Genomic DNA, 23,761 nt, shown 5'->3' on the forward strand with positions numbered 1-23,761 from the left:
TTGCGGGGTGACAGGCCGTCAGTGGCCGCCCTTGGGCTGCCAGCAGCCGCCCTCCATGTACGAACCGTGGGTCTCGATCCGCACCGGGTCGTGCAGTTGGCCGCCGACGCAAGGACCCCCCTCGTGGACCCGCAGCTGGAACCAGAGCCTGCCGCTGTCGGGCGTTGCGGCGTCGGCGACGATGGCGCCCGGTCCCACCGTGTACCCGAGGCCCTCCAGGGCGGTCCGCAGCTGCGCCTCGGTGTGCGGGACGGTCTTGCCGGCGCCGGTCAGGGCGGCACGGATGCGCTCGGCGTGGGCCGCGCCCTTGCACTCCTCCATGGGGGTGTCGGGCAGCTCCCGCTTGAAGGCGTTGTTCTCGGCGTACTTGTTCGCCTCCGGATCGGTCCCGGTGGTGGCTCCGGGTGCCGGGGGCAGAGCGGTGGCCCGGCCAGCGCAGCGGGCGGCGATCTCCGGGTGGTCCCGGTCGTGCCGGACGGCGGCCTCCCTGGCCAGGGCGGCGTAGTCCACGGACGGGGACGCGGACGGCGACCCCGACGGGCCGGGTCCGCCGCTCCCCGTGGTCACCGTGGTTCCGCAGCCGGTCAGCGCGAGCAGAGCGGAGACGAAGAGGGCGGCGGCGCGAGCGCGGCGGGGTGTCACGGCATCTCCAGGTCCTGCGGGCGGTCCCCCGGGGGCGGGGCTGGAGCGACCAGTATCACCACCGCGGCCCGCGGGCACCTGAGTACGGGTACTCAGCCGGGCGCCGGAGGGCCGTTGTCAGTGCGCCCGGTTATAACGGGAGCGAGATCCGGTCCGTGCGTTCCCTGGAGGCTGTCATGACCCCGGTGCAATGGAAGCTCGTCGTCGACTGCGCCGATCCGCTGCGCCTCGCGCACTTCTGGTCCGCCGCGCTCGGCTACGCACGCGAGGACCACAGCGAACTGATCGACCGGCTGATCGGCTTCGGCGCCGTCACCGAAGCCGACTGGAAGGTGGTGGACGGCCGCACGGTCTGGCGCGGCGCGGCCGCCGTCCGCCACCCCGACGACCCGGTCGATCCGACGACCGGGGTCGGGCTGGGGCGGCGGGTGCTGTTCAACGCCGTCCCCGAGCCGAAGCAGGGCAAGAACCGGCTGCACATCGACCTGCACTTCGGCCCGGAGCGCCGGGTGGCGGAGAGCGAGCGGCTGACCGCCCTGGGGGCGGCGGTGCTGCGGTCGGTGGAGGAGCACGGCAGCGCGCACCTGGTGATGGCGGACCCCGAGGGCAACGAGTTCTGCGTGCAGTGAGCGCGCGCCGGACGGCCGGGCCCGGCCCCGCCCGGCTGTCCGGCGCGCCGGGTAATGGGTCGCCCCGGCGCCCCCGGCCTGCGTAGGGTCGGGGCATGGGGAAGCCGCTTGTCGTCGTGTTCAGTGGGGCCGGGATGTCCACCGATTCCGGGATTCCGGACTACCGGGGGCCGCAGGGTCTCTGGCGCCGGGAGCCCGGCGCGGAGAAGCTGGTGACGTACGAGTACTACATGGCGGATCCGGAGATCCGGCGGCGCTCCTGGCTGATGCGGGCCGAGATCGCGGCGCTCGGGGCGCGGCCCAACGCGGCGCACCTGGCCGTGGCCGCCCTGGAGCGCGGCGGGACCCCGGTCCGGGTCGTCACCCAGAACGTCGACGGGCTGCACCAGCTCGCGGGGATGCCCGACCGCAAGGTCTTCGAGCTGCACGGCACCGCCCGGGCGGTCGTCTGCACCCGGTGCCACGTCCGGTCCCCGATGGCGGAGACCCTGGAACGGGTCGCGGCGGGCGAGCCCGACCCCGCCTGTCTGACCTGCGGCGGGATCCTCAAGGCGGCGACGGTGATGTTCGGCGAGCGGCTGGACCCGGAGGTGCTGGCGCAGGCCGTGGCGGTCGCCAAGGGCTGCCAGGTCTTCATCGCCGTGGGCAGCACGCTCCAGGTGCAGCCCGCCGCCTCGCTGGCGGGGATCGCGGCGGAGCACGGAGCCCGTCTGATCATCGTCAACGCCGAGGAGACCCCGTACGACGCGCTCGCCGACGAGCTGATCAGGGAGCCGATCGGGAGCGCGCTGCCCAGCCTCCTCGACCGGCTCCAGGACGTCCAGGTGTAGGTCCGGCCCGCCGGGCGGAACCGCCCCGCACCGCGCGGATCAGCCGCCCGCGTGCGCCTTCTTCACCGCCGCCAGGTCGATCTTCTTCATCGTGTACACGGCGGCGCTGGCCCGGGCGGCCTTCTCCGGGTCGGGGTCGCTGATCAGGTCGATCACCTCGGCCGGAACGACCTGCCAGGACAGGCCGAAGCGGTCCTTGAGCCAGCCGCAGACCGATTCCTCGCCGCCGCCCGCGGTCAGCGCCTGCCAGTAGTGGTCCACCTCGGCCTGGTCGTCGCAGTGGATCTGGAAGGAGACGGCCTCGCTGAAGGTGAACTGGGGGCCGCCGTTGAGGCCGACGAACTTCTGCCCGTTGATCTCGAACTCGACGACCATCACCGAGCCGGCCTCGCCGGGACCCGCGTCGGTGTAGCGACCGGTCCGGCCGCGCTTGCCGTCCTTGAAGACGGAGAGGTAGAAGTCGGCGGCCTCCTCCGCGTTGCCGTCGAACCACAGGCACGTGGTGAAACCGTTGCTGATCATGACTGCCTCCATCGGGTGCGGGCTGTTGTCCACCCATACAGACCGGCCCCGGGCCCGATTCTCATCGGTGGGCCCGGGACCTGTCCGCGAAGCACCCGTACGGGCTACATCTCCAGCATGCGGTCGACGACGCGCTCGGCGGCCCGGCCGTCGTCCAGGTCGCAGAACTCGGCGCGGAAGGCCGCGCGCCGGGCGGCGTACTCCGCGCCCACCGCGTCCGCGTTCCGCACCGCCGCGATCAGGCTCGCCGAGTCCTCCAGCAGCGGGCCGGGACCCTTGGCCTCCAGGTCGATGGTGAGGCCGCGCAGCGTGCCGTGGTAGTGCGCCAGGTCGTAGGTGAACAGCAGGATCGGGCGGTCGGTGAGCGCGAAGTCGCACATCGCGGACGAGTAGTCCGAGATGAGGACGTCGGCCACCAGCAGCAGATCGGTGGTGTCGGGCCAACGGGAGACGTCCACCACGAAACCGTCGCGGACCCCGTCGCGGACCTGCTCGGTCACCCGGTAGTGGCCGCGGACCAGCAGCACGTGGTCCTCGCCCAGCTCGCGCCGGGCCTCGTCCAGGTCGATCCGCAGGTCGAGCTTGTAGCCGCCGCTCCAGCCCTCGTTGTTCTCGCGCCAGGTCGGCATGTACAGCACGACCTTCTTGCCCTCGGGCAGGCCGAGCCGGCGGCGGACCTCGGCGATCCGGTCGGCGTCGGGACGCACCAGCGCGTCCGTGCGCGGACTGCCGACCTCCAGGACCTCGCCGTCGAAGCCGAGGGCCCGCTTGAGGACGGGCGTGGCGAAGCTGCTCGGGGAGGCGAGCAGGGACCACTGGGCGCTGTCGTGCGCCAGCGACTCCAGCACCTCGGGGCTCGAGTAGTAGTCGTGGATGAAGTCGTGACCGATCTGCTTGAGCGGCGTGCCGTGCCAGGTCTGGACGACGACCTGGCCCTCGCGGCGGAAGAACTGCGAGGGGACGCTGTCGTTGACGACGTAGTACCGGGCGCGGGCCAGCACGTCCCACGATTCCAGGCTGCTGTACTGCACCGCGCGAGCGGTGGAGGGGACCTCGGCGCGGCCGTCGCGGACCAGCCAGACGTGCTCCAGCTTCTCGCCCCGGCGCAGCAGCTCCTCGTGGATGGCGCGCGGCGAGTCACCGGCGCCGTTCCCCTGGAAGGTGTCGTAGACGACCATGTCCTTGAGCGGCGCGCGGCGCTGCGTCGGGTAGGTCACGTCACGGGCGATGCGCTGGGCGTACCGGGAGCGGTCGTGCGGGGTCAGCAGCGGGTCGGTGACCAGCGCCATGCGGTCGTAGAAGCGGGCTTCCACGCGCATCCGGCGGCCCTCGACGGTCAGGGCCACGGGGCCCTTGCCGAGCGCGGGGGCGATCAGCTGGACCGGGGCGCCCCGGTCGACGCCGAGCAGGCTCGCGGTCGTTCCGCCCTGGCTGACCGGGCGCAGCGTCGGCCACCAGCGGCCGTGCGGGAGCGAGGTCTTCCCGGCGAAGGGCTCGGGCAGCATCGGGGTGAAGACGGCCTGGAAGCGGCCGTTCCCGTGGGTGACGGGGTAGGTGTACTCCTCGCCGTGCCAGTTGTGCAGGACCAGCTCGTACGGCTCGTCGGCGGCGCTCGCGGGCGGGAGGAAGGTGCCGCCCAGGGTCAGCGTGCCGTCCTCGGCGCTGACGGTGTCCACCAGCGGCGGCGACGGCTGGAGCGAGAAGCAGAGGTGCCCGGCGGGGGTGCGCTTGACGAACACGGAGCGGCCGGTGTCGTCTCCGGGGACCGGCATGACGAGTCCGGTGAAACCGCCGCGCTCGTCGTGCGCCAGGTCGGCGGAGGTGCCGTCGGCGCGGGTCACGGACAGGTTCCACGGCTCGGGGAGCCATTCGCCGGGGGCGGGCACCGCGTCGGGCACGGCGGCCAGGTCGGCGAGGGGCACGTGCACGGTGAAGGCGGCGCGGCCGCCCTGGCTGCCCGGGGTGGTCTCCAGCGGCAGGGTCAGGACGGTGCCGGTGTTCTGGTGCTGGGCGCGCAGTGCGGCTCCGGGGCCGAAGTCCGCGGCGAGTTCGCCGCTGATGTCGAAACCGCTGCCGTCGGCGGCCGGGCGGACGTCCAGGACCCGGGCCCGTACGACCTCGACCGTGACGGTGAAGGCACCGCTGACGGCGGGCACGATCCGGACGTCCGGCGCCACCCAGTGGGCGGGCGGGGTCAGGCCGCTGTCGTGGTCGCCGCCCTTGAGGCGGGCGCGGTGCAGGCCGCCGGCGCCGGTGACGGCGACCGAGGTGGTCCAGGTGCCGTCGCGCCACTTGCCGCCCTGCTGGAAGACGGAGGGGTCGACGACGGCGGTGAAACCGGCCCAGTCGGCGTGCCGCAGCGCGAGGTGCGCGGCGTTCACGGTGGCCATGGGCGCGGCGACGGTACGGGTGTTGACGACCGTGCGGCGGCGCTTGCCCTTCTCCCGGAAGACCAGCATCTTGCGCGAGCCCAGGCGGCTCTCGGCGCCCAGGTGGCCGGGCAGCGCGTAGCCGCGCAGGAGCAGCTTGCCGCCGCTCCACGCGGCCTGTTCGAGCCGGCTGACGACGCGGAGCTCGCGCTGGCCGAGGGTGAGCACCTTGGCGGGGACGGGCGGACGGCCCTGGAGGAAGGGGTAGTCGGCCTGCGGACGGGCGAGACCCTTGACGGGCACGCTGTAGGAGAAGTCGCCCTGGTGCTTGAGGAGGGCGATGAAGTCCTCGACGCGGCCTTCGCGGGCGAGGTACGCCTTGAGCCGGTCGGCGACGGTGAGGTCGCTCCAGGGCTCGCTGCCGATCTCGCGGACGAGGCCGCCGACTTCGCGGACGAACGCGTCGCGGAAGTCCTGGCCGCCCTCGGGCACGTACTTGTAGATGAGCGGGAGTTCCTCGCTCAGCACGTTGTGGTCGTACTCGCGCAGGTAACGGGCGTACTTGGCGCCGGTCTTGGCCTTGAGGGCGTCGCGGACCAGGCGGACGGAGGTGACCCGGTCGATGAGCGAGACGGGGTCGGTGGAGCGCTGGGTGATGGAGCGCTCGCCGGTCTCGCGGACGCGCCAGTGGTAGACGACGTCGCTGAGGACGTCGACGCTGGCCGCGAAGTAGTGCGCGGGGATGCTGACGGGGGCGTCCTCGTAGAGGATGCCTTCCGGGTACTGGAAACCGTGCTCGTCCCAGAAGGTGCGCCGGTAGACCTTGTTCCAGGCGGTCCGGTCGGTGACGAGCGGGGCGAACTTGGAGATGTGCGTCTTCAGCCGGGTCTTGGCGAAGGGCGCCTTGTGCCCCCAGGACTGGTTCATGCCCACGGAGCGGAAGCGCAGGACGTTGCCGCCGACGAAGTCCGAGCCGGTCTCGTCGAGGGTGTCGACCATCAGCTGGTACGCGTTGGCCGGCAGGGTGTCGTCACTGTCGACGAAGGCGAGGTACTCGCTGCCCTCGGACACGTGCCGGGCTCCGGCGTTGCGGGCGGCGCCGAGGCCGGCGTTCTCCTGCAGGACCAGCCGGAAACGGCTGTCCCGTGCGGCGAAGGCCTTGGCTATGACGGCACTCGTGTCCGTCGAACCGTCGTCGACCATGACGACTTCGAAGTCGCCGAACGTCTGGGCGGCGAGAGACTCCAGGCACTCGTCGAGGTAGAGCTCGACGTTGTAGACGGGGACGACGATGCTCAGGCGCGGGGGCATGGGTGACGAATTCTCCAGCGGGTTTATCAGTCAAATGATCAGCTAATTACAGCATCTTACTCTGTAACGGGCTTATAAACTCCACCCAATCCGGACAAAGCGTCGCAAGTGGTGGGGCGAACGGCAAAGAATTCAACCGCCCGCCTCCCCACTGTGCCCGCTCGTGCGGTCAGACCTCCAGTTCGGCTTCGATCCGCTTCAGCTGGTGACGTGCCATCGCGAGGTTGGACCGGTCCTTGTCCAGCGCCAGATAGAGGAAAAGACCCTGGGAGTTGCGGCCGCGCAGCAGCCGGATGAGGTGGTACTGCGAACCGAGGGTGATGAGGATGTCCTCGATCTCTTCCTTCAGACCGAGCAGTTCCATGGTGCGGACCTTGGCGCGGACCACGTCGGTGTTGCCCGCCGCGGCCACCGCGAGGTCGAGTTCCTTGCTGCCGCCGATGGTACCGAGGGCCATGCCGCTGCCGTAGTCGACCAGGGCGGCGCCGAGGGCTCCGTCGATGGTGGTGGTCTCCTTGAGAGCGGTCTCCACGTTGGCCATGGGAGTTCCTTTCCGGTGTTCCTGCTGGTGAGGGTGATGGGTCATGGGTGGCACGGGGGGTGACGCCCGGGGTCACCGGGGCCTTTCGGGGGCCTCGGGGCCGCGCCGGCCGAGGACGCCGTCTATGAGCTCGGCGATCCGCAGGCTGGAGCGACGGGCCTCCAGGTGGAGCCTGCCGACGTTCGCGCGCGGTTCCGCGATCAGGGTCAGGACCGCCGCGTCGCCCGCGGCGTAGGTGGCGACGTACCCGTGCTCGCCCCGGACGAGCAGCTCCCGGAAGTCGCCCTGTCCGGTGCTGTCGCTGAGCCGCTGGGCCACCCCGAGGGCGGCTGCGGTCAGCGCCGCCACGGCTTCCGCTTCGGTGGCGGCCGTGTCCTGCGCGAGCACCAGCCCGTCAGCGCTGGCGGCGAGGGCGCCGGTGAGCTGCGGGATCCGCGCCCGCAGCCGCCGCAGCTCGGCGAGGATCTCGGCTTCGGCTTCGGCGGGCACCATGGGCGGTTTCCTTTCGGTGGGACGCCCCCGCCCGTCCTGGCGCCGCTCGGCGCGCGGTCGCAGCGGGAGCCTCACAGGCTTGCCTCCAGCGCGTCGCGCAGCCGCCGCAGCAGGGCCACATCCGGGGACTGGGCGTCGGTGAGCCAGTCCGGCAGCGGCGCCGCGGCGGGCGCGGGGACCGGTGCGTGCGGGGTCTCGACGAGTCCGGCCGCGGCGAGCCGCCGTACGTCGAGCAGGGTGTGGAAGGCGGGGCGGCCCATCGCCCAGGCCAGCGCGGCCGGGGTGCGCACCCCGTCTGCCTGTCGCAGCAGGAGGCGCTGGCGGCTGGTGACCGTCTGGCCGGGAGCGGCGGTGCGGGGCACCACGGGCGCGGTGTCGAGCAGGGGGTACGGCCACACCGAGTCCAGCAGCTCGCGCCGCCGCCGGGTCTCGCGCTCGACGGCGGCGGCGGGTACGGAGCGCACGGAGCCGATCCAGTGGGTGGCGCCGCGCCGGAAGCGCGAGGGGCCGCTGCCGGGCGAGAGCGCGAAGAACGCGGCGTCGAAGATGGCGGCGAGGTGGCATATCTCCAGTTCGCCCCCGGCGAGGCCGCCGCTGTCGACGAGGAACCGGGCGACCTGGCGGCGGGCTCCGGCCCGGTCCACGGCCTCGCGCCAGCGTTCGGGGGCGAGGCCGCCGCCGGTGGTGAGCAGCACCTCCAGGCCGGGCGTGGCCGGGCTCTCGGCGTGCACGATCCGGCCGTCTTCCAGGAAGAGGGTGCCGCGGTCGCGTAAGAGGGCTCCGGTGGCCCGCTCGGCGGCGAGCCGGGTGAGCAGCGGCGAGACCGCGGCGTGGCCGGGCACGCGGTCGGCGGCGGGGGTCGCGGTGGTCACCTGAGCACCAGCCCTTCCGCGAGGTCCCGGAGTCTGATCCGGGCGAGCGCGAGGTTGCCGTGCGAGCGGTCCAGCCAGAGGTGCAGGAAGACGCTGCTGTCGAAGCTCGTCTCGACGAAGCGCAGGACGTGGTAGCCCGTCCGGGTGGTGACGATGAGGTCCTCGATGGGCGGCCCGTCCTCGTCACCGGCACCGGGGCCCGGGCCCGCGTCCGCCGTCCCGGTGGACGGGGCGTCGGGGGCGAAGGACTCGTATTCGGCGGCGGCGCGGGCCAGCTCGGCGGTCTCGGCGGCGGTCGTCTCGTGGTCCCCCACCGGTGATTCCCCCGCGGTGCCGAGGGCCAGTCCACTGCTCCAGTCCACCAGCGCCGCCCCGCGCGCGCCGGGCAGCGTCATGGCTTCGAGCAGGCATTCGTCGATCCCGGGCACGCGGGTTCCCCTCCCGGCCGGTCGTGCGTGGTGCACGGTCGTGCGGCGCGACAGAGAGGAACTTACTGAAGTTCCGCACGGCGAAAGGGCGTTCTGGCATTTTCTCCTGGAACATGCGCCGGATGCCTGCGCAGGGTTGGCCGGATGCCGACCAGGACCGGTCGTTCCCGTTCACAGGTGATCAGGAAGCCAGGGGAAGGGGCATTCCGTCGACGAGTCTGAAGGTCCCGCCCTCGCGGCGGACGTAGCCCTCGTGGGTGAGGGTGCGCAGGAGGTGGTAGACGGTCGGCAGGGGGATCCCGGTGATCCGCGCGAGCCGTTTCGCCGTCGCGCCGTCCTCCGCGTACATCGCTTCCACCAGGCGCAGCGCGCGCTGGACGGAGCCGATGAGGGTGGGTGCGCTGTGGGGTGCGCCGTGGTGCGCGCTGTCGTTCTGAGTCTGCTCGGTGCCCATGAGTAGTCCCCCTGCTCCGGTAGGCGGCCTGGCAAACCCATCAAAGTCGCTCGCCCACCCCAATACCAGCTGACTCGCGTCAACCCGGGGACGGGATCGGCCGGGGCCGGGGCGGGGCGCGCTCAGGCCCTGGTCCAGCCGTCGAAGTGCCAGGGCGCGGCGACGGTCCGGGCGTGCGGGGTGCCCGAGACCGTGAGGCTCGCCTCGCGCGGGGTGCCCGTCTCGAAGCGGACGTGCAGCGATCCGTCGGGCGTGACCTCGGCGTCCGAGACGCGGCGCAGGCCCAGTTCGCCGAGGACGGCCGTCTTGTGCGCGGGCAGCGTGGCGCCCGGGGAGCGGACGATCCGCTCGCCGCCGGAGGGGTCGTGGCCCACCCGGATCCAGCCGGAGTCCGGCAGCTCCAGCCGCCATGAGGCGTCGAGGGTGATCCGGCCCTCCGCCTCCTCGTCCTCGTCGTGGAAGACGAGGTAGGGCCGCGCCCGGCGCTCGCCCACCTCGTAGACGACGGTGCCGACGAGGTCGGCGGCGTCGAACGCGTATCCGTCCGGTTCCTCGCCATCGGCAGCGCCGTCGCCGCCGTCGGCGGCCGGGTGGTGCGCGCACCCGGTGTCCAGGCACTCGGCGAGCGGGTCGACGCGGGGTCCGGGGACCGGGGCGTGGCCGGTGAGCCTGCCCCACAGCGCGGGCACGGCGTGGCGCTGGACCAGGTCGACCACGTCCTCGGCGACGGCGAGCGAGCTGCGCTCGTCGGTGATCGTCCACCAGTGGTCGTGCGGGTGGCCGAGGAGCGCTCCGATGCGGGCGTGCCAGCCGACGGGGCCGACGCGGTTGGCCGAGAGCCGGGTGCCGAGGGCGGGGCGCAGCCGCCGCAGGTCCTCGTGCTCCTGGTAGCCGACGGCGCGGAGGTTGACGGTGAAGCGGCAGCGCTCCGGGGTGGAGGCGGCGCTGCGCTGGAAGCCGATCAGCGCGTGATCGGGGACGGCGACCGCGAGCCGGTACTCCCGGCCTGCGCCGGTGAAGCCCGCTTCGCGCAGTGCCGGGGCTATGCGCTCGCGGAGCATCTGATGGAACAAGTCGGTCGCATTCACCCCGGCAGTCTCCCAAGCGGGACCCTCCGGGGGCAAAACGGTTTGCCGCGCCCTGCGCCCGGGTCAGTCCGTCCGGCGGCCGCCCGCGACGGAGGCGGCCACGCTCGCGGCGGTGCCGAGGGCGAGCATGACGACGTAGGAGAGGATCTCGTACCCGGAGGGGATGAAGTGGCCGAGGAAGCCGAGGATGCGGATCCAGCCCCACCATTCGTGGAGCAGGCCGCTCGCGCCGCCGACGAGGAGGACGAACCCGACGAGGGCGAGCAGGTCGCCGAGCGGGGAGCGGGAGGTCGAGGTGGTCATGTCCCTGACGGTAGGCGGCGGGGCCGGGGCCGGGCGTCCCGCTTCCGGTGCCCCGTTCCGCGACTTTAGGGGACAACTGCGGCCCGCGCCGCCCAACTTTCGTAGCCCCCGGTCCGCCGCACCCCGCTGAAGCGCGGGAGCTCCAGGGCCTCCCCACCGGAGCGGTTCCCGTGTCACGCTGCCCCGATGGAGCGGATCATCGAGGAGATACGCGAGGACCTGGACCGGCGGATCGCCGTGGCGGCGGACCGGCTCGCCGAGCGGACGCTGACCGAGGATCCCGCGTACGCCGCTCCGCTCGGCCGGGCCGAGCTGCGCGAGCGCGCCCACCGGCAGCTGCGCCAGACCGTCGAGGGGGTGGTCCGCAGCGCGCGCGGGCTGCCGGTGGACCTGACGGAGGCGCGGTCGGTGGGAGCGCTGCGGGCCGAGCAAGGGCTGCCGCTCACCCCGCTGATCCGGTCCCACCGGCAGGCCGGCCGACTGCTGTGGCAGCACCTGACCGAGGCGGTGACGGCGCACGACCGCGCGGCTCTGCCCCGGTTGCTGCCCGGTGCGAGCGTGCTGTGGGACGTGCTGGACCAGCAGACGGACGCCACCGCCGAGGCGTACCGGCAGGCGGAGAGCGCGCGCGGCGGCCGCGACCGGGAGCGCCGGGCCGCCCTGCTCGACTCCCTCCTGGACGGCGGTCCTGCCGAGGAGGCGGCGGCCGCGGCCGCTCAGCTCGGGCTGCCGGGCCAGGGCCGCTTCGCGGTGCTCGTGCTGGCTTCCGGCGCCGACCCGGTGGACCGGCCGCCCGTTTCCGCGGCCGGGCCGCGCGTGCTGTGGCGGATCCGGGCGGACGGCGAGAGCGCCCTGGTGGAGCTCGGCCACCATCCGCTGGAGGCGGTGCGCGCGCTGCTGGCGCCCCTGGGGGTACGGGCCGGGGTGAGCCCGGTGGTGGCCGCGCCCGCCGAATGCGCCCGGGCCCGGAGGCTGGCCCTCCTCGCGCTGCGGACCACGACCGGTCCGGGCGGCCCGCGCACCGCCCTGCTGGACGAGCGGCTCCCGGCGGCGCTGGTCGCGGGCCAGGGGGAACTCGCGGGGCGGCTGCGGCAGGTGGTGCTGGGTCCGGTGCTGGCGCTGGCGCCCGAGGACGGGCGGGTGCTGCTGACCACGCTGGGCACCTGGCTGGCCTGCCAGGGTTCGACGACGTACGCGGCGCAGCGGCTGTACTGCCACCGCAACACGGTCTCCAACCGGCTGCGCCGTCTCGAACAGCTGACCGGCCGTTCCCTGACCGACCCGGCGCACGTGGTGGAGCTGGCGCTCGCCCACGCGGCGGTGGTCCAGCGGGCGGCCGACGGGCAGGGCGCATCCGCGCCAAAGTCGCCGCCGCGCACGCCGCGCCGGTCCGGCCCGGCCGGGTGATCAGCCGGGTGGTCCCCGCCCCTGACCGGGGGACGCGATCCGGTCAGGCTCCTGCGACCGGCTCCCGCGGGCGGCCGTGTTTCGGTCAGGCTCGGTGAGGCACCGCACCGACCCCCCACACCGGGAGACTCCATGCCCCAGGGCTTCCTTCCCCCCACCTTCGACGAGCCGACCGCCGAGCTGCTGCGCGAGCTGGAGCGGCCGGGCGGCGACGGCCGCCGGATGTTCCAGCTGCGGATCACCCCGGACGCCCGGCGGATCACGTTCGAGAAGGAGATCCGGGCCCGGTACTACGGTCCGACCAGTCCGCGGGAGGACGACCACCGGTACGTGGTGTTCAAGGACCTCTACAGCGGCCGTCTCACGCTGCTGCACTGGACCCATTTCGGGGCGGAATCGGCCCAGCCGTACGGGGAGACGACCGACTTCTTCGTCACCCTGGCCAATCACGACACCGACGTGAGCCGGGTCGACGAACTGGCGGCGGAGCTCACGGCGGCCACCGCCCGCACCGCCGAGCTGAAGGCGGCCCACGAGTTCTACGCGGCGGAGCGCGAGCAGGCCCGCGCCCGCCAGCTCCAGTACGAGCTGGACATGCTGCTGAGCGACGTCGCGATGCAGGCGAAGCGCTACGGCGCGCAGGGCCTGGACGGCCCGGCCCTGGAGGAGCTGCGCGGCCACCCCTTCTACCGGCTGGCCCGCGAGCACTGCCTGCTGGTCGCGGGGGGCGACCGCGACTACAGCGCGCTCACCCACGACACCCGGCGCCGGGATCTGCTCAAGGGCAGGCGGCCGGTGGTCCGCGCGGAGTACGGGGACCTGGTGGAGACCCAGCCGACGGAGCTGACGGCGGCGGCGCCGGACCGGCGCCACACCCGCTACGCGAACCTGTTCTGGGAGAAGCACGAGAGCGAGGAGTTCTTCGTGCTCCGCCGGTGCCCCTCGGACCACGAGTTCAGCCGGGGCGGGGTGCCCCGCCCGGCGGAGGACGGCGACAACTTCGCCACGCTGGCGCTCTCCGAGGACCAGGACATCTCGGGGATCCGGGTGCTCCCGGACGACGGCGGGCGGCTGCCGTCCGACGACGAGACCGTGCCGCCCGCGCAGGGGCTGTCGGAGCCGTGGCCGGTGTACGGCGGGTACGGGGAGTACGGGACGTACGAGGACTTCGAGGTGTTCGGCGGCGGGGAGGCGCAGGACGGTCCGGGCATGCTCGCCGACGTCGTCGTCCGGCGCACGGCCATGGACCCGGCCGACGGTTCGTGCCGGACGCAGCGCTCCTACCGCGGCCGGGAGAAGGTCAACGCGCGGTGCCGGGTGACCATGGACCTGCCGGAGCGGGACGCGGCGCAGTGGACGGTGAAGGTGGCCGTCTGCGCGGACACCTTCAGCTGGGAGAGCCTCTTCTGGGAGTGGCGCGACCACCGCTACGTCGTCACCGCGGAGGTGCGCACCGAGGCCGGGCACCGGACCCGTTACGCCCCGGGCACCGCGCCCCACACCGTGACCCGCACGCACGGCCGGTGCGCGACGGGCGGGTACGGGGGCGAGCTGTCCTTCACCCTGCCCGTGGACTCGGGGCGGTACGTGGTGGAGTGGACGTACGACGTGCCGTGCGACAGCCCGGACAAGAACGACGGCTTCCCCTTCGGTTTCTCGCCGAACTTCTCCCCCGACCGCCACCTCACCGCCCGGGGCGCGGTGATCGTGGACACCGCCGTCGGATAGGCCGCCCGGCGGCGCTCCCGGACGGCCTACGGGGCGGATTCGTCGTGCCGCGCCGATTCGAGCAGGTACGGTACGTCGATCACGGCGACCCCCGGGGTGAACAGCAACCGGGCCTTGAGCCGCAGCGCGTTCTGGTTGTGCAGCGGCTGCTCCCACCAGTGGCCCACCACGTACTCCGGGATGACCACCGACAGCATGTCCGTACCCTCCCGGGCGGCCTCTTCCTGGATGTGGGCCAGCACCGGGCGGACGACCTCCCGGTACGGCGAGTGCAGGATCTTGAGCGGGATCCCCGGGTCGTGCTCGGCCCAGGCCGCGCGCAGCCGATCGGCGTCCTCCTCGTCGGCGGCGACGCTGAGCGCGGTGAGGGTGTCGGGGCGCAGGCCCAGGGCGAAGCCGAGGGCCTTGAGCGTGGGGGCGTGCACGGAGGCGACCAGGACGACGACGTGGTGGCGGGCGGGTCGGCGGGGTTTGACGCCGGGGGCGACGGCCACCTGGCGGGCCACCTGGTCGTAGTGCCGGCGTACGCCCTTCATGCCGAGGAAGAGCAGCGGCATGGCGATGACGACGAGCCAGGCGCCGTGCGTGAACTTGGTGATCAGGACGATGACCAGGACCAGCGCGGTCATCACGGCGCCGACCGCGTTGATGGCGAGGCGGCGGTGGATGTGGACGCGCTCCTCGCGGGGGGTCGCGGCGGAGGCGAGGGCGCGGCGCCAGTGCCGGACCATGCCGGCCTGGGAGAGGGTGAAGGAGACGAAGACGCCGATGATGTAGAGCTGGATGAGACGGGTCAGCTCGGCGTCGAAGGCGACGATGAGGGCGATGGCGGCGAGCGCGAGGAGCACGACGCCGTTGGAGTAGACGAGCCGGTCGCCGCGGTTGTAGAGCTGGCGCGGCGCGTAGCGGTCCTTGGCGAGGATCGAGGCGAGCATCGGGAAGCCGTTGAATGCGGTGTTCGCGGCGAGGACCAGGACGCCCGCGGTGACGGCCTGCAGCAGGTAGAAGAGGAAGTCCCAGCTGCCGAAGGTGGCGCGGCCGATCTGCGCGAGCGCGGTGGAGGTCGGTGTGCCGGCGGGCAGGCCCAGCTCGGTCGGGTCGGCGGCGACGTGCACCTTGTAGGACATGGCGAGCACCGTGATCCCGACGAACATGGTCACCGAGAGGGCGCCCATGGCCGCGAGGGTGGTGGCGGCGTTGCGGGCCTTGGGCTTCTGGAAGGCGGGGACGCCGTTGCTGATCGCCTCGACTCCGGTGAGGGCGGTGCAGCCGGAGGCGAAGGCGCGCAGCGCGAGCAGGACGACGGCGAGCCCCGTATAGGTCCCGGAGGCGGTGATCGGCAGCTCGGCGGACTCCGCGCGGAGGGTGGCGCCGGTGCCGAGCCGGACCGCCGCGACCGCGAACATCAGGTAGATGACGAGGACGAAACCGTAGGTGGGGATCGCGAAGACGCGGCCGGACTCGCGCACGCCGCGCAGGTTCATCAGGGTCAGCAGCACCACGAAGCAGACCGACAGCAGCACCATGTGGTCGTGCAGGGCGGGGACGGCCGAGGTGATCGCGGCGACTCCGGAGACGACGGAGACGGCGACGGTGAGGACGTAGTCGACGAGCAGGGCGCTGGCGGCGGTGAGCGCGGCGGCCGGCCCGAGGTTCTCGGCGCTGACGACGTAGGCCCCGCCGCCGCCCGGATAGGCGTGGCAGGTCTGCCGGTACGAGGCGACGACGACCACCATCAGGAAGACGATGGCGGCGGCCGCGTACCAGGCGAGGTGCAGCAGGGTCACGCCGCCGAGGGCGAGGATCAGCAGGATCTCCTCGGTGGCGTAGGCCACCGAGGAGAGCGGGTCGCTGCAGAAGATCGGCAGGGCGAGCCGTTTGGGCAGCAGCGTCTCGCCCAGCCGGGCGGAGTCGAGCGGTTCGCCGACCAGCACCCGTTTCGCGTTGATGCGCCTCATGCAAGCATGATCAGCGATTCGTGACGGTTCGTCGCTTTTTACGGTGCACCCGGGGAGGTGGCGGGCGCACGGCTCACATGCGGGCGGCCGCGGACTTGATGGCTTCGCGGATGCGGACGTACGTCCCGCACCGGCAGATGTTGGCGATCGCGTCGATGTCCGCGTCCGTCGGGGCGGCGGTCCGCTTCAGCAGGGCCACGGCGGCCATGATCTGGCCCGGCTGGCAGAAGCCGCACTGCGCGACGTCCTGTTCGAGCCAGGCCTCCTGGACCGGGTGGAGGACGTCCCCGTCCGCGAGCCCCTCGATCGTGGTGACCTCCCGCCCGGCGCAGGCCTTGACCGGCACCACGCAGGGCCGGATGTCGGCTCCGTCGAGGTGGCTGGTGCAGGCCTTGCAGACGTCGACGCCGCAGCCGTACTTGGGGCCGCGGATGCCGAGCAGGTCGCGCAGGACCCACAGCAGGGGCAGGTCGTCGGGCGCGTCCACGGTGACGCTCCGCCCGTTGACGGTGAAGGTGTGCGAGGGCACGGCGTACTCCTGGCGCTAGCGCGGGTAGGGGGTGAAGTCGACGTCGAAGTCGAGGGGGAAGCTGCGCGGCTTGGTGCCGGTGGCGCGGGCGTAGGCGTTCGCGATCGCCCCGACGGCCGCCGGTACGCCCAGTTCGCCCGCTCCGCCCGGCTGCTCCCCGGTGGCGGGCAGCACGAAGACCCGTACGTCCCGCGGGCTGTCTCGCTGGAGCGCCCAGTGGAACTGGCTGTAGCTGCCCTCCAGGGGCAGGCCCTTGTCCAGGTGCAGACCGGCCCGCAGGGTGGTGGAGATCGCGTCGGTGAGCCCGCCGATCATCTGCGCCTCCAGCCCGCGCGGGTTGACCGGACGGCCGACGTCCACGGCGATGACCGCCTTGGTGACCCGCACGTGCTCCCGGTCGCGGGTGTCGATCTCGACCAGGCAGGCCGTGCGGGACTTGTACTCCTCGTGGAAGGCGATGCCCTGGGCGCAGCCGGCGGGCAGCGCCCGCCCCCACTCCCCCTCGGCGGCGGCCTTGTCGAGCACCGCGCGCTGGTCGGCGTGTTTGAGGAAGGCGCGCCGGAACGCGTACGGGTCCTTGCCGAGCCGCGCCGCCAGCTCGTCCACCATGATCTCCTCGGCGCCGCGCGTGTTCGCGGAGTACACCGAGCGCCAGGATCCGGTGGGGATGCCGGTGGGCACCTCGGTGAGCAGCTGGGTGGTGAGCCCGAAGTGGTAGGGGGACTTCACGGTGGTGAGGAACAGCGTCTGCGCGAGGGTGGCGTTGCCGATGCCCGGCGGCAGGCTCGCGGCGGTGGCGGTGAGGATCTCGCCCAGGCCGTGCCGGAAGTCCGTCTCGACGGCCGCGACCCGGTGTTCGAAGCTGAGCACCTCGCCGAGCGCGTAGGTGGCGCGGATCCGGTGGTGGGTGGCCGGGCGCATCCGCCCGTGCCGGGTGTCGTCCACCCGGGTCCACATCAGCCGCACCGGGCGGCGGCAGGCCCGCGAGACGCGCGCCGCCTCCAGGGCCGCGTCGAAGAACAGTCGGCGGCCGAAGGAGCCGCCGGCCTGGACCACGTGGACGGTGACCTTGTCCACCGGCAGGCCGAGCTCGGCGGCGATGGTCTGGCGGGCGACGATCGGGGACTTGAGCCCGGACCAGATCTCGGCGCGGTCCTCGCGCACGTCGGCCACCGCCGAGTTCGTCTCCATCGGAGCGTGGCCGACGAAGGCGAAGTCGAACTCGCCGTCCACGTACGGGGTGAGCAGCGGCGGCAGCAGCGGCACGGGGTTGGCGGTGCGCAGCCTGGCCCGCACCTGCTCGTCGGAGAGCGCGTCGGCGGGGCCGGGGCCCCAGGTGACCTGGAGGGCGGCCTTCGCGTCGAGGGCCTGACCGAAGGTCTCGGCGACGACGGCGACCCCGGTGGCGATGGTGACGACGTCCAGCACGCCGGGCATGGCCCGGACGGCGGCCAGGTTGGCGACGGAGCGGACGGAGCCGCCGAGGGTGGGCGGGCGGCGCAGGACGCACGGCTTGGCCCCGGGCACGTCCAGGTCGAGGGTGTAGCGCTGCTCGCCCGTCACCATGGCGCGGGCGTCGATCCGGTTGGTGGGGGTGCCGACCAGGGTCTGCCGCGCGGCGGGCTTCGGGGCGGCGCCGAGGACGACCAGGCCAGGGTCCGCGGCGGCCGCGGCGAGCGCGCCGTAGCCGAGGGTGCGGCCGTCGGGCGCGCGGACCGCGCCGTTCGCCGTGGTCAGGCCCGCGGCGGGGGTGTTCCAGCGCCGGGCGGCGGCTGCGACCAGGCGGGCTCGGGCGGTCGCGGCGCACTGGCGGACCGGCCCGTACAGCGAGCGGATGGCGTTGGAGCTGCCGGTGAGCTGGTTGAAGAGCAGCTCCGGGCGCGCGTCGTCCAGCTCCACGCGGACGGCGGCCAGCGGGGCGTCGAGTTCCTCGGCGACCAGCATCGCCACGGCCGTGGTGAGGCCCTGGCCGACCTCTTCGCGGGGCAGCCGGAACCGGATGGTCCCCTCGGCTTCGACGGTGAGGAGCAGGAGCGCGGACGTCGGCGCCCCGGCCAGGATGAAGAGGTCGCCGAGGTCGACCAGGTCGGCGGGCGCGGGCAGGGTGGGGACGGCGGCCCGGGCGTCCTGCGGGGCGAGGGCGTCGGCGCCGGCGCGGGTCACGAGGGCGAGGGTGGGCGCGGCGACCAGGTAGGTGAGGAAGCTCCGCCGGCTCCGGCTCCGGCCCGGCTCCGGGGCTTCCGCCGGCCCTGCCGCTTCCGCCGGCCCCGGCGCTCCCGTCGGCTCCGCCGCTCCTGGCGCTCCCGTCGGCCCCCCGGTGTCCATCGGCCCTGCCGTGCCCGTCATATGGCCGCGCCCCACCCTGTTCGCCGTACCCCACATGGCTCATTACCGACACGTAGAGTAGCGATCACCGGATGGGCTGGGAAGACGTGCGCGGGGCGCCGGGTCACTCGTTCGGGGGGCGCGCGGCGCGCGCCGTGCCGAGGCTCCCGGCGGGCCGTCGACCGGCCATCCGGTCGCACACGTCGCTCATACGAACGGTCCCCGCCCCGCCCGCCGACGGTTTCCGGCCGCACCGCGCAGCGCGGCCCGCTCGGGCGGACCATGGAAGGAGCACACGGGAGCCCCCGGGAACCAAGGGAAGAAGAAGAAGGAGGTGGACCGAGGTGACCATGTTCATGGATGTCCACCAGGGCATGCACGGCATCACCGCGGAGCAGCTGTCCGAGGCCCACAAGGCGGACCTGGCCATCGAGGCCGAAGAGGGGGTGCACTTCGAGCGCGCGTGGGCCGACCCCGAGTCGGGCACGGTGTACTGCCTCTCCGAGGCCCCCTCGGCCGAAGCGGTCCAGCGGATCCACGAGCGCGCCGGGCATCCGGCCAGCGAGATCCACCCGATCGCGGTCAGCGTCTGACGCCCTGACCGGAACTGTTCGTACACCCCAAGGGGGGGCGGGAGGCCTTTGGCATATGACGGCGGCAGGAACGGCCCGGATGTTGCCAAACGGCTTACAGCCCATTGCCGTCTGTGCAACAGTCGTAACCGGTCCTTCCTTCAGACTTGGCCGTGCCGCGCCTGTATCGGAGTTCTCATGCCGTCGCACCTGTTCGCGGACCGCCCCGCGCAGCCCCCCCGGCCCGGGTCGGTGGACGCGCTGATCACGCAGACCCGGCGGTTGCGGGGCGACGTGGACGCGGTCCGCCGTGACGCGGTCATGGACGACGACGACGCCCAGGCCCGTTGGCAGCGTGCGCTGTGCGACCTCGCCGTGCATCACCTCGACGACCTGGGCGAGCAGCTGGGGCAGCTCAAGGAAGGCCTCCCGGCCGTCCCTTCGCCCGCGTCCGCCGCCGAGGCACTGTTCCCGGCCGCACCGCCCGGACCCGCGGCGGAGTCCGGCGCGGGTGCGCCGCAGCAGACCCGGATCGGCAGCGCCGAGTGGAACCTGCTCACGGACGAAGTCAGCTGGTCCGACGAGCTGTTCGCGATCTTCGGCCGCGCGCCCGAGGCCGGCCCGCTCTCCCTGGACGAGCTGGGGTCCACCCTGTGCGAGGAGGACCAGCCCCTGCTCACCGCGATGGTGACGGCCTGTCTGGTCGACGGCAAGCCCATCGACGGCGAGTTCCGGATCGTCCGTCCCGACGGCGTGGTCCGCACCCTGCACATGCGCGGCGAGCCCGTCGTGGACGAGTCCGACGGCTGTACGGCGTCCATGTGGGCCGTCCTGCGCGATGTGAGCGAGCTGCGGCGCAGCGAGCGCGCGGTGCGCGAGACCCGGGACTCCCTCCAGCAGCAGCGGCAGATCGCCCGGACCGAGCACCGGCTGGCGGTGGAACTCCAGGAGGCGGTCCTCCCCCCGTGGGGCGGCACCCTGCGCTCGCCGCGCGCCGCCGCGGGCGCGCTGGACGTGGCCGCCCACTACCTGCCCTCGGACACGAGCGCGCTGATCGGCGGCGACTGGTACGACGCGCTGGAACTCCCCGACGGCCGCTCTATGCTGACCGTCGGGGACCTCACCGGGCACGGCGTCACCGCCACCTCCGGCATGGCGATGGCGCTCGGCGCGCTGCGCGGCATGGCGATGGCGGGGATCGAGCCGGGCCCCCTGATGGGCTGGCTGAACCAGCTGCTGGAGACCTCCGCACAGCCCGCGCTCGGCTCCGCCGTGTGCTGCAGCTACGACCCGGCCCGCCGGACGCTCACCTGGTCCCAGGCCGGCCATCCGGCCCCGCTGCTCTTCCGGGGCGGCCGCGGCCGCGCCCTGCGGCCGCCGGAGGGCGTGCTGCTGGGCGCGACCCCCGGAGCGGTGTACGGGCAGCGCGAAGAACCGCTTGAGGTGGGCGACGTCCTCGTCCTGCACACGGACGGGCTGACGCCGCGCAGCATCGAGTTCGGCCGGGCGGACGGCGGCGAGCGGCTGCTGGCCCTCGCGCCGCGGTTCACGGCGGCCCGCTCGGCCCAGGACTGCGTACGGACGGTGATCGAGGAGTTCGGCGAGACCGGGCGCGAGGGCGACGCCTGCGTCCTGGTCGCCAGGGTCGGTGCGTGAGCTTCACCCGGTACGGGTGGTTCCGGTGAGTTCGGGGCCGCGCCGGCGGGCGCGGCCGTGTCCGTCCCGGCGCGGATCTCTGCGTGCGGGTGCGTCGGCATCGTGCGGGTGCGTCGGCATCACGGTCAGGCCTGGGCGCCCCGGCCACCTCGCACCGTGCGCGTCGGCAGAGCCGTCTTGAGCTCCTGGCGCAGTTCCTCGATCCGTCCGTACCCGGCGTACTGGCCCGTGAGCCGGTACATCTCGCGCAGCCGGTCCCACGTGCGGTGCGAGGAGGTCTCGTTCATGGAGACCAGGGCGAGACGCGCGTAGCGGTCCGCCTGCTCCGGGTCGTCGGCGAGGAAGCACGCCGAGGCCATGGAGATGTAGTCGAAGATCTGCGACCGCTGGTGCCCGGCCGCGCGCAGCCGCAGCGCCTCGCGTGCGTGCCGCTGGGCGGTCGGCGCGGCGCTCGGATCGTGGTCCGCCAGGGTGCGGAAGGCGAGCGCCTGCATCCCGTGCAGGTCCGCCTCGTCGAAGTGCTGCATCCAGCTGGGCGGCGGGACGTCGCTCTTGTCGGAGACGAAGAGGTCCTCGGCCTCTCCGAGGGTGCGCCGCATCGCCTGCCCCTTGCCCATGGCGGCCTGCGCCCACGCCTCGATGGTGTGGAGCATGGCGCGGGTGCGCGGCAGGGTCTCCTCGCCCGAGCCGGACTGGGCGAGCTTCATCAGGTCCAGGGCCTCGTTGGGCTTGCCCAGGTGCACCATCTGGCGCGCCGCGCGCGAGAGCGCCTCGCCGGCCCGCGGCCGGTCGCCGCCTTCCCGGGCCGCGTGCGCTGCGATGACGAAGTACTTCTGCGCGGTGGGTTCGAGGCCGACGTCATGGGACATCCAGCCGGCCAGGACCGCCAGGTTGGCGGCCACCCCCCACAGCCTGCGCTGCAGGTGGTCGGGGTGGTGGTAGGCGAGCATGCCGCCCACCTCGTTCAGCTGGCCCACGACCGCCTTGCGCTGGAGACCGCCGCCCCGGGAGGCGTCCCAGGCCCGGAAGACCTCCACGGAGCGCTCCAGCGCCTCGATCTCCTGGGAACCGATGGGCGCGGCCTCGTAGCGGTCGTAGCCCGCGGGGTCGGCCTGGAACCCGTCGCCGCCGAAGCGTGGCGCGGGGGTGGCGGGCAGGGGGTCGGAGTGCAGCCAGTCGTGCATGGCGTTGGTGAGGGCGGAGCCGGCGGTGAGCGCGGCGCCCGCGCCCATCAGACCGCGACGGTTGAGCATGAGGTCCATTCCCGTGAATTCGGTGAGGACCGCGGCTGTGCGTTCGGGCGCCCACGGCAGGCCGTCGGGGTTGTCCTGCAACCCGTCCTGCTGTCGTGCCGATGTGCGCCGCTGCCGTACGAACCCGAGGTCCTCGATGGTCACGACACGACCGAGCCGCTCGGTGAACAGGGCTGCCAGTACGGTGGGAACCGGTTCGCGCGGGGTCTCCCCCACGTCGATCCAGCGCCGCACCCGCGAGGTGTCGGTGGCCAGCTGGTGGTGGCCCATGGCCGCCGCCTGCCGGTTGACCATCCTCGCGAGTTCGCCTTTGGACCACCCGGCCAGCCCGAACAGATCGGACAGGCGGGTGTTGGGTCCTTTGCTCACGTCAAGCCCCCAGGTTCTCGGCTGAGTTGACAGTAACCCCCCGTCAGATGCCGAGCGACTATTCGCCAGGGTTCGCCAGGGTGCGCCAGATGGTGTGCCACCCGCACCCGGGTGTCAGGTAGGAATGCGCCTCCCCGACCCGGTCACCGGCGGAACTCCCCAGGGTGATGTACGGGATCGAGCGGGGCGGCGTACGAACTCGTCGGCGCACGAAGGGATCCGTATCATCATGTACGCAGCAACCTCCTCCGTGTCCGCGCCCGTCCGGCCGCACCGCACCTTCCAGGCGGGCGGCGGCCCCTACCTCGACGCCGGACGTCCCTCGAACGCGGCCCAGGCCGCCGTCCGGGCCCGGCGGATGCCGGGCAACGGGGCCCAGCCGATCAGCGGAAGAATCGACCTCTCCGGCCCGCAGGGCGCGCAACTGCGCACCGCGCTCGCCTCGGTGCAGCGGATCTGTCCGGAGTTCGCTCCGGTGCAGGTGCTGCGCCGCAGCGGCCGGTCGGTCCTCCTGGTGGGCACCACAGGACGGATGACGGCCGTCGCGAAGGTCTTACTGGACCATTCGCCCGAGTGGCGCGAGCGGTACCGGCACGAAATAGCGTCGTACCGGGCCTTCGTCCGGCACCGCCCGCCGGTCCGGGTGCCGCGGCTGATCGCCGCCGACCCCGAGAACTGCGTCCTGATCGTGGAGCGGATGGCGGGGCGGGTGGCCGCACTGCAGCGGCACCCGGTCGAGGCCCCGCCGCGGCCGGACGTACGGGCGGCGCTGGGCGCGGTGTGCCGGGTCAACCAGTGGCGTCCGCCGGGCGAGCTGTTCGGCCGGCCGCTGGAGTACGCCTCCCGGATCTCGCGCTACCACGAGCTGGGGCTGCTGACCGACCGGGACCTCGGCGACCTGCAGAAGCTGCTGCACGGGCTGAAGATGGGCGGGGTGCAGCCGCAGTTCAACCACGGTGACGCCCTGTTGTCGAACCTGCTGCTCTCCCCGGCCGGGCCGGTGCTGCTGGACTGGGAGCACGCGGGCTGGTACCTGCCCGGCTACGACCTGGCGACGCTCTGGACGGTGCTGGGCGACGCCCCGGCCGCCCGCGGGCAGATCAGCAGGCTGGCGCAGGCGGCGGGTCCCGCGTCCCGCGACGCCTTCCTGGTCAATCTGATGCTGGTGCTGACCCGGGAGATCCGGATGGCGGAGACGGCGGTCCAGCGGTCGATCCTGGCGGCCGCCCCGGCCCAGCCGCTGCCGTCGGGCGCGCTGTCGAGCGGTGAGGAGCACCGCCTGCTGCTGCGCAGGCTTCACGACGACTGCGGGATGGCCCGCAGGGCGGTCCGGGCGGCGGTCGGCACGCGCTGACGCGACCGCTCCCGCAAGTCCCCGAATCCCGTGGCGCGGGCCCCCCGGGGGGGCGCCCCCGGAATTTGTGGAATACCCGGGCCCGCCCCCGCCCCGCCCCAGGGGTGAGATAAAAATAAACCCCCCACA

The 23,761-nt window shown here is 73.3% G+C and carries 20 protein-coding genes and 1 pseudogene; 7 read left to right on the forward strand and 14 right to left on the reverse strand.

What is annotated here, in order from left to right; translation table 11 throughout:
- Positions 1 to 18 precede the first annotated feature (18 nt).
- Positions 19 to 642 (reverse strand): hypothetical protein, encoded by a 624-nt coding sequence (locus ABZY31_RS26635; protein ID WP_356414885.1) that lies wholly within the window; start codon positions 640 to 642, stop codon positions 19 to 21.
- 176 nt (positions 643 to 818) lie between these two features.
- Between ABZY31_RS26635 and ABZY31_RS26640 the strand changes: the two genes are divergently transcribed.
- Together ABZY31_RS26640 and ABZY31_RS26645 are read left to right on the forward strand one after the other, a co-directional pair.
- Positions 819 to 1,271 (forward strand): VOC family protein, encoded by a 453-nt coding sequence (locus ABZY31_RS26640; protein WP_356414888.1) that lies wholly within the window; start codon positions 819 to 821, stop codon positions 1,269 to 1,271.
- A gap of 95 nt (positions 1,272 to 1,366) precedes the next feature.
- On the forward strand, positions 1,367 to 2,101 hold the full coding sequence (locus tag ABZY31_RS26645; RefSeq protein WP_356414891.1) for a Sir2 family NAD-dependent protein deacetylase: 735 nt from the start codon (positions 1,367 to 1,369) through the stop codon (positions 2,099 to 2,101).
- Positions 2,102 to 2,140: 39 nt separating this feature from the next.
- Here ABZY31_RS26645 and ABZY31_RS26650 read toward each other — a convergent pair whose 3' ends face one another.
- The 9 genes and pseudogenes from ABZY31_RS26650 to ABZY31_RS26690 all read right to left on the reverse strand — a co-directional run bounded on the left by ABZY31_RS26650 (position 2,141) and on the right by ABZY31_RS26690 (position 10,481).
- A complete protein-coding gene (locus tag ABZY31_RS26650) occupies positions 2,141 to 2,623 on the reverse strand; it encodes a VOC family protein (protein ID WP_356414894.1) in 483 nt (160 codons plus the stop codon).
- Between the two features lie 104 nt (positions 2,624 to 2,727).
- On the reverse strand, positions 2,728 to 6,303 hold the full coding sequence (locus ABZY31_RS26655) for a bifunctional glycosyltransferase family 2 protein/CDP-glycerol:glycerophosphate glycerophosphotransferase (protein WP_356414897.1): 3,576 nt from the start codon (positions 6,301 to 6,303) through the stop codon (positions 2,728 to 2,730).
- A gap of 169 nt (positions 6,304 to 6,472) precedes the next feature.
- Positions 6,473 to 6,844, reverse strand: coding sequence for a hypothetical protein (locus ABZY31_RS26660; protein WP_356414900.1), 372 nt, complete (start codon positions 6,842 to 6,844; stop codon positions 6,473 to 6,475).
- Positions 6,845 to 6,916: 72 nt separating this feature from the next.
- A complete protein-coding gene (locus tag ABZY31_RS26665) occupies positions 6,917 to 7,336 on the reverse strand; it encodes a roadblock/LC7 domain-containing protein (protein ID WP_356414903.1) in 420 nt (139 codons plus the stop codon).
- A gap of 71 nt (positions 7,337 to 7,407) precedes the next feature.
- Positions 7,408 to 8,208, reverse strand: a complete 801-nt coding sequence (locus ABZY31_RS26670; RefSeq protein WP_356414906.1) for a transcriptional regulator — start codon at positions 8,206 to 8,208, stop codon at positions 7,408 to 7,410.
- A complete protein-coding gene (locus tag ABZY31_RS26675) occupies positions 8,205 to 8,636 on the reverse strand; it encodes a hypothetical protein (RefSeq protein ID WP_356414908.1) in 432 nt (143 codons plus the stop codon). Before ABZY31_RS26675 ends, ABZY31_RS26670 begins: the two co-directional genes overlap by 4 nt.
- 214 nt (positions 8,637 to 8,850) lie before the next feature.
- Positions 8,851 to 9,090, reverse strand: a pseudogene (locus ABZY31_RS26680) (helix-turn-helix domain-containing protein); the annotation flags it as partial.
- 122 nt (positions 9,091 to 9,212) lie between these two features.
- Positions 9,213 to 10,178: a DUF4304 domain-containing protein gene (locus tag ABZY31_RS26685; protein WP_356414911.1), complete on the reverse strand. Its 966-nt coding sequence runs from the start codon at positions 10,176 to 10,178 to the stop codon at positions 9,213 to 9,215.
- 63 nt (positions 10,179 to 10,241) lie between these two features.
- A complete protein-coding gene (locus ABZY31_RS26690) occupies positions 10,242 to 10,481 on the reverse strand; it encodes a hypothetical protein (RefSeq protein WP_356414913.1) in 240 nt (79 codons plus the stop codon).
- A gap of 186 nt (positions 10,482 to 10,667) precedes the next feature.
- On the opposite strand from ABZY31_RS26690, the gene ABZY31_RS26695 reads away from it, so the two are divergent.
- A complete protein-coding gene (locus ABZY31_RS26695) occupies positions 10,668 to 11,888 on the forward strand; it encodes a helix-turn-helix domain-containing protein (RefSeq protein WP_356414915.1) in 1,221 nt (406 codons plus the stop codon).
- Between the two features lie 132 nt (positions 11,889 to 12,020).
- The gene (locus tag ABZY31_RS26700; RefSeq protein ID WP_356414917.1) at positions 12,021 to 13,616 is read left to right on the forward strand and encodes a hypothetical protein; all 1,596 of its coding nucleotides are present in this window, start codon (positions 12,021 to 12,023) and stop codon (positions 13,614 to 13,616) included.
- A gap of 26 nt (positions 13,617 to 13,642) precedes the next feature.
- Here ABZY31_RS26700 and ABZY31_RS26705 read toward each other — a convergent pair whose 3' ends face one another.
- The 3 genes from ABZY31_RS26705 to ABZY31_RS26715 all read right to left on the reverse strand — a co-directional run bounded on the left by ABZY31_RS26705 (position 13,643) and on the right by ABZY31_RS26715 (position 18,266).
- Positions 13,643 to 15,574 carry an APC family permease gene (locus ABZY31_RS26705; RefSeq protein WP_356414920.1) on the reverse strand — a complete coding sequence of 644 codons (1,932 nt, stop codon included), beginning with the start codon at positions 15,572 to 15,574 and terminating at the stop codon, positions 13,643 to 13,645.
- A gap of 73 nt (positions 15,575 to 15,647) precedes the next feature.
- Positions 15,648 to 16,103: a (2Fe-2S)-binding protein gene (locus ABZY31_RS26710; protein ID WP_356414923.1), complete on the reverse strand. Its 456-nt coding sequence runs from the start codon at positions 16,101 to 16,103 to the stop codon at positions 15,648 to 15,650.
- Between the two features lie 15 nt (positions 16,104 to 16,118).
- Entirely contained in the window at positions 16,119 to 18,266 is a 2,148-nt protein-coding gene (locus tag ABZY31_RS26715; protein ID WP_356414926.1) for a molybdopterin cofactor-binding domain-containing protein, read from the reverse strand.
- Positions 18,267 to 18,772: 506 nt separating this feature from the next.
- Here ABZY31_RS26715 and ABZY31_RS26720 point away from each other — a divergent pair.
- Positions 18,773 to 19,021, forward strand: a complete 249-nt coding sequence (locus ABZY31_RS26720; RefSeq protein WP_356414929.1) for an SCO4226 family nickel-binding protein — start codon at positions 18,773 to 18,775, stop codon at positions 19,019 to 19,021.
- 177 nt (positions 19,022 to 19,198) lie between these two features.
- A complete protein-coding gene (locus ABZY31_RS26725) occupies positions 19,199 to 20,656 on the forward strand; it encodes a SpoIIE family protein phosphatase (protein ID WP_356414931.1) in 1,458 nt (485 codons plus the stop codon).
- 125 nt (positions 20,657 to 20,781) lie between these two features.
- On the opposite strand, the gene ABZY31_RS26730 is transcribed toward ABZY31_RS26725, so the two are convergent.
- Positions 20,782 to 22,278 (reverse strand): hypothetical protein, encoded by a 1,497-nt coding sequence (locus tag ABZY31_RS26730; protein ID WP_356414934.1) that lies wholly within the window; start codon positions 22,276 to 22,278, stop codon positions 20,782 to 20,784.
- A 229-nt stretch (positions 22,279 to 22,507) separates the two neighbouring features.
- On the opposite strand from ABZY31_RS26730, the gene ABZY31_RS26735 reads away from it, so the two are divergent.
- On the forward strand, positions 22,508 to 23,632 hold the full coding sequence (locus ABZY31_RS26735) for an aminoglycoside phosphotransferase family protein (protein ID WP_356414937.1): 1,125 nt from the start codon (positions 22,508 to 22,510) through the stop codon (positions 23,630 to 23,632).
- The last annotated feature ends 129 nt before the right edge of the window (positions 23,633 to 23,761 follow it).

Origin of the sequence: Streptomyces sp. NPDC006529, from assembly GCF_040611795.1 — a bacterium.
Taxonomy (GTDB): domain Bacteria; phylum Actinomycetota; class Actinomycetes; order Streptomycetales; family Streptomycetaceae; genus Streptomyces.